Origin of the sequence: Thalassoglobus neptunius, from assembly GCF_007859735.1 — a bacterium.
GTDB classification, from domain to species: Bacteria; Planctomycetota; Planctomycetia; order Planctomycetales; family Planctomycetaceae; genus Thalassoglobus; species Thalassoglobus neptunius.
Genome location: NZ_SIHI01000098.1, coordinates 1 through 6,087, shown reverse-complemented (window position 1 = coordinate 6,087; position 6,087 = coordinate 1). Strand labels below are relative to the sequence as shown.

4 protein-coding genes are annotated in these 6,087 nt (G+C 52.4%); 3 read left to right on the top strand and 1 reads right to left on the bottom strand.

What is annotated here, in order from left to right:
- Positions 1 to 164 precede the first annotated feature (164 nt).
- From KOR42_RS25595 to KOR42_RS25585, 3 genes are all read left to right on the top strand, one after another.
- A complete protein-coding gene (locus KOR42_RS25595; RefSeq protein ID WP_146512646.1) occupies positions 165 to 1,055 on the top strand; it encodes an SDR family oxidoreductase in 891 nt (296 codons plus the stop codon).
- A gap of 76 nt (positions 1,056 to 1,131) precedes the next feature.
- Positions 1,132 to 2,121, top strand: a complete 990-nt coding sequence (locus tag KOR42_RS25590; protein WP_146512645.1) for a zinc-dependent alcohol dehydrogenase family protein — start codon at positions 1,132 to 1,134, stop codon at positions 2,119 to 2,121.
- A 397-nt stretch (positions 2,122 to 2,518) separates the two neighbouring features.
- Positions 2,519 to 5,305 carry an outer membrane protein assembly factor BamB family protein gene (locus KOR42_RS25585; RefSeq protein WP_197441604.1) on the top strand — a complete coding sequence of 929 codons (2,787 nt, stop codon included), beginning with the start codon at positions 2,519 to 2,521 and terminating at the stop codon, positions 5,303 to 5,305.
- 162 nt (positions 5,306 to 5,467) lie between these two features.
- On the opposite strand, the gene KOR42_RS27200 is transcribed toward KOR42_RS25585, so the two are convergent.
- A complete protein-coding gene (locus tag KOR42_RS27200) occupies positions 5,468 to 5,626 on the bottom strand; it encodes a hypothetical protein (RefSeq protein ID WP_197441603.1) in 159 nt (52 codons plus the stop codon).
- Positions 5,627 to 6,087 lie beyond the last annotated feature (461 nt).

Sequence of the window (6,087 nt, the reverse complement as noted above, 5' to 3'; positions counted from 1 at the left end):
CGAGCGAACCCATGATCTATGTGGCTTCCATTGGTCGCATGCTCCGCCGCTTAGCTCCTTCACCCAACCAAGCTCCGTTCAAATACCGACTTACAGCATGAAGAGGATTCCGGATAGGCTCTTAGTTCGGCCCAAAGGGCTGGACGCCGGAGCGGCTCGGTTCACTGGAAGGAAAAACCTATCTCATCACTGGTGCGAATGCAGGTGCGGGATTCGAAGCAACGCGTGTGTTCCTGTCAAAGGGCGCAAAAGTGGTGATGATGAATCGCAGCGTCGACAAGTCCGTCGCCGCCATTGCGACCCTGAAACAGGAATTCGGCAATGATGCTGATGTGAGTTTCATTCGCATGGACTTGGCAGTCCTGGACTCCGTTCGAAAAGCGGCAGAAGAGGCGCTGAAGACCGTCCCCCATATCGACGCACTCATCTGCAATGCGGCCATCGCGCAAGTGGCCAGGCAGGAGATGACCGTGGACGGTTTTGAAAGCCAGCTTGGTGTGAACCACTTCGGCCATTTCCTCCTGTGTGGACTTCTTTTCGATCGGATCGAAGAATCGGCAGGGCGGATGGTGGTCGTCGGAAGCAATGCGTATAAGATGGGGTTGAAGAGAATTCAGTTCGATGACCTCAACTTTGACACCAACTACACCGCATGGAACGCCTATGCTCAAAGCAAACTGGCGCAGATGATGTTTGTTTACGAATTGCAGCGTCGTGTTGAAGCTGCGGGGAAGAGAGTTCAAATCCAGGTCTGCCATCCCGGTGCGTCACGTACAAATTTATTAAAGGATACTGCCAGCCCATTTAATAAAGTCTTGTGGTCTGTGATCTCGCGCTTCATCGCACAATCGGCGGAGAAGGGCTCCTGGCCTGAAGTCATGTGCGCAACAGAACCGAAAGTAGAATCCGAAAAGCTTTACGGACCGACCAGCAGAGCTGAAATGGTCGGGCCGATCGGTGAATGCCCTTTGGACGAGTGCGTTCTGGATCGGGAAGCAGCTACGAAACTCTGGACGTTATCTGAGCAGAAGACCTCGCGACGTTGGTCACCTTAATAAGTCTTCGCCGTCAGCTAAACCTCCTGATCGCTAGACGTTACAATTCAGAGAACCTCCGAAACAGGAATCGACCATGAAAGCAATGTTCTTAAAGGCTTACGGCGACAACTCAAAATTCGAAGCTGCCGAAGTCGATCCGCCCGAACTTCAACCCGGCCACGTTCGTGTCAAGATCGCCGCTTCGAGCGTGAACACCGTCGACACCATGATCCGCAGAATGGGCAAGGAATTGCCGCTCTCACCGGACACTCCCGCGATTCTGGGAATGGACTTTTCCGGGACGGTCGAAGCAGTCTGCGACGGAGTGGCGGACTATTCAGTTGGGGATGCAGTTTACGGCTGCGCTGGTGGTTTGGCCGATTTACAAGGCACGCTGGCTGAATTCATCGTCGCCGACAGCAACTTAATCGCGAAGAAGGCAAGCAACCTCTCAATGCGTGAAGCGGCAGCTCTACCATTGGTCGCAATCACTGCTTACGAAGGTTTGCAAAGAGCCGGTATTCAGGCGGGACAGAAAGTACTGGTGCATGGTGGCTCCGGCGGCGTCGGCCATGTCGCGGTGCAACTCGCCAAACATTGGGGTGCGGACGTCTATTCGACTGGCGGAGGTGAGCAACAACTCGCTTTAATCGAAAAGCTGGGTGCGACTCCGATCAACTACAAAACAGAATCGGTCGCGGAGTACGTCAACAAACATACTGATGGAGCCGGATTCGAAGTCGTCTTTGACTCGGTCGGAGGAGCGAATTTACTTAAATCGTTCGAGGCCGCGGCACTCAATGGCAACGTCGCGACCACTGTTTCGATGTGCGAGCTTGATCTCACGACAGCTCACTTCAAAGGTCTTTCACTGCACGTCGTCTTCATGCTGATTCCGATGTTGCACAACTTCCGTCGCGAAGATCATGCAGAAATTCTCAAAGATCTGACAAAGATCTCAGAATCAGGTGGATTGAAACCTGTGCTCGATGAAAAACAATTTTCGCTTGAAGAAGTCGGCAATGCTTACGCGCGACTCGAAAGCGGAAAAGGCATGGGCAAAGTGGTTGTCGACAACTCGTAGTCACGAACTGCCAGCGTGAGAGAGTGAAACAGGAGATCGACCGAGAAAACACCCCGAAACGAGATTCCAACCGATCCATCGGAGATCCAAAACAGTCTTCTGTGCGAACCGAATGCGTTCCGAGGTGCTCTGATTGGCTGCGTGATGAGGTGACGAATGCCTCTTTACTCAGTGAATATGTCCATCCAAATCTCTCAGAGGAAATGAGTCTTCGTCAGATGCTGATCATTTCTTAATCAAACTCTTCTAGCCTTTCTCCTGAACTCTCATCGTTCAGAGAAAAGGAAGAAAGATGAACCCGGCAGGACGTTCGAAGACTCGTTGCGGCAAATTCATTGTTTCGTTGTTGTCACTCTTACTTTGCATTTCCACAAGCAATGCACAAGATCTTGACGGAGTGAAAGACACGAGAGGATTCTGTCTCTACCTGGGCCAAAATGCAGAGAGACTTCAGCAACTTTCCGATAATGAGAACCTCTTGATTCACTGTCTCGTTCCGGAACTGAAAGCTGTCCAGAACTTGCAATCCAAACTCGACGAAAGCAAATCAGGCGCGAGTGTCATCATCGAGCGTTGGACGGACTCGCATCTTCCGCATGCCGAAAATCTGGCGAACTTGATCATTGTCGATGAAGCGGACAGCATCGCACGAAATGAGATCGAAAGAGTCTTGGCTCCCAATGGAGTCGCGTTCATTGGCGACGAACGAATTGTCAAATCAAAGAATCCAAACACGGACGAGTGGACCCACCAATGGCACGGAGGTGATGGAAGCCTGACCACTCAAGATCGTGAGATTGACATCCCAAGCGGAATTCAATGGCTTTCCGGACCGCTCTTCGCAATGGCAGGCCGAAAGTCAAGCACGCAAACGCTCGTCTCCGCGGGAGGAGTTAACTTCTACGTGACTCAAAACGTTTTGGAGAACGTCGGCCAGGAAACGATGGATCAATATCTCGTCGCCAGAGATGCCTACAATGGGATCGTTAAGTGGCAGCGTTCCTGGAACGGGCCGTTTGTGACGGGAGACGGTGAGACGAACCCACGTCTGGCAGCCTCTTCATCCAGGCTCTTTGCAGCTGGCCCGACCAGCCTGATGGCATTGGATATTTATACGGGTGAAACGATCGGAGAGAGTCCAGTCGAACAACCCATCGAGCAAGTCTTCGTGCTCGACAATCTCATCCTGACACAAAGTTTGAACTCTATTCAAGCGTTAGATTTTAACCTTGAGAACACCTTGTGGAGTTTTAAAGACGGAACAATTTCAGATTTTCGTCTGACTCGAGACAACGCCTTTGTCGTTGTTTCCGGGCGGTCGCCAGACGGTCGTTTTCAACATAAACTGGTCTGCATTGATCCGCAGTCCGGTTCTGAAGAATGGCGAGTCAACACACAGCCGAACGTCGAATCTGCACGGGTGAAACTCAATTTTGTGACCGAGCACTACGTCTCCCTGATAGCTCATGGTCACTTGCACATGTACTCAGCCTCAGACGGTCAACACCTCTGGTCGACGACGACCGACGCACGTCCCGGGAAAGACTACGTTGATGAACGATTCGTTGGCCACTTCTTTCAAAATGGTCTCGTCTGGATGCTTGCCCAAAACTCACTGCGGGAATTCGATGGGCAGAATGTCTGGGTTGGACTCGATCCGCAAACCGGAGAAGTTCAGCGAGAACTGAAAACGATCGGCCCTTGGCCGAACACAGCGACTCCGGCGAAAATGGGCTGTCAGCTTTTAATTGCCTCAGATCGTTACATTATAATTCCTCGTCAGGCGACATTCGTTGACTTTGAAACTGGTGAGAAACATCCGTTTAAGTTTACGCGCGGAGGCTGCGGCCTCGGTTTCGTCCCGGCGAACGGACTGGTCTATTCTCACCCACACGCTTGTGGATGTTTCTCGGAGGCAATCCGTGGATTCATGGGAATGCATTCCAATAAACTGGACGACATTTGGGGAAATGAAGACAACGCGGAAGCGAGACTTGAGATCTTCGCCGAGACAAACATTCACTCCACCAGCGAAGACGATGGAGATTGGCCAGTCTACCGTGCCAACGGCGAACGCAGCGCTTACTCTTCAGTTGATCTTGGCCAGAAACTCAACGAACGATGGTCGGTCCCTCTGACCGAGTGGCAGAGTTCCGTTTCGTCGCAGGCGTGGCGACTCAGGTCCGGGAATCTCCTCACTGCTCCCACAGTCTCCGGCGATGCAGTTTTCGTCGCTGATGTTGATGCTGGGAAACTGTTCTCACTCGATCGGACAACCGGTCAAGTTCGCTGGGAGTTTCACGCGAGCGGAAGAATCGATTCTCCTCCGTCGGTACGGCAAGGCCTGTGCGTTTTCGGCTCGCACGACGGCTACATCTACTGTCTTGAGTCTGCGAGTAGTCAACTCCTCTGGAAGTATCGGGCAGCTCCGGCCGATCGGCGAATTGTCGCGTTTGGAAACGTCGAATCGACGTGGCCAGTCACCGGAACCGTACTCTTCGACGAAAACATGATCTTCACTGCAGCTGGCAGAGCGCCGGATGCAGATGGCGGAATTGTCGTCCGCGCCCTTGATGCAGCAAGCGGACACCCGATCTGGTCGTCCAAAGTCGATGCCTCACAATTCCGCGGAGTCTGCGACTATGTCGTGAAAGACGGAAACGTTGTCTGTCTCGGAAACCAGCGATTTGACGCCATCACAGGAGCACTTCTTGTCGACCAGTCGAGCGAGTTGACGCATCTCCAAGGCGGCAAGGTCGGCCTGTTAGAAGCTTCGTGGACGAAACACGATCTCGCACTCAGAAAAGACATTCAAACATGGTCTGCTCAAGGCGCAAGTGGACAGCTGCTGGCATGGTCACCGAAGACAACGGCAAGCTACAATGCCGAAGCAAACATGCTCTCGATCGACGGCGAATTCACTCACGAGTTGCCACTCGAGTCGCCTAGCCAGTTGACAGCTTTGGTAATCACTGACAGCTATATCGTCGCAGCTGGCGGAGTTGATCGAAGTGACGAAACACGAGGTGGATTCGTCCAATTGATCGACTTAGCTTCGGGGAAAGTAAAGGCTGAATTGACCTTGCCAGCTGAACCCGTTTTTGACGGGCTCGCCCTATCTGGAAATTGCATCTACGTTTCCACACAAGCTGGACAGCTGCACTGTCTTTGCACTGAAGATTAACACGTAAGCTTCGAGCTGTCCGACAGAGAGATCGCAAAGTCACTGATTAGTGAGTCTCATTGTCGACTTGCTCGCGTTTGAATTCGTTCATCTCGGGAAAACGCCTGGATCGTGCACAGCGATCCAGGCAAGCGATGAAAGCGATTTCAGCCACGCGACTCTTCAACCGACGATCCAGCGTCTCTGCAGGCGACGAGCTTTGCGATTGTCTTGCGCTGGCTTCTTCTTGCGACCTTTGCGACCTTTGCGATGCAGGCAGATCAACTCCGAATCTCGATCAGCAAGGTGCCCACGAAGCCGTTTGGTGCTGCTGTCCGCCATTGAGCACGTCGAACACCGCTTCGAACCTGGCAGCACCGAGATCACGAGGACGAATAACTCACGGGGGTTGCTCGATACGATCGAAGAGCGGATGACGACACTAATGCCGTGGAGGTACAATGATTCCGGCAGTTTCAATCGGTGTACCGGAACTCCTTCCACCTCTCGTCCACCAAGAGTGCCAAGTTCATATTGTCAACCTCTTTTGAATCGCCCAACTTACCTTCCGACTGAAATAATGTTGGCAAATGTTTGTGCGGTGAGGAGGTGAGAGACTTTACTGGCGTGCTCCCCATTTTCTGATCCAGATGTTATGAGAGTCAACCGACCGATTTTGGTTCGAGGAGACTTTGATGACGAAGCGACGACGACGTAAGCCTGAGCAGATTGTGAAGCTGTTGCAGGAGGGGCAAGCGATGTTGGCGGCAGGAAAGTCGCTGGCTGAGGTGTTGCAGAAGCTG

Coding starts and splice junctions, on each gene's coding strand:
- KOR42_RS25590 (WP_146512645.1), top strand. CDS start 1,132: ATGAAAGCAATGTTCTTAAAGGCTTACGGCGACAACTCAAAATTCGAA.
- KOR42_RS27200 (WP_197441603.1), bottom strand. CDS start 5,626: ATGGCGGACAGCAGCACCAAACGGCTTCGTGGGCACCTTGCTGATCGA.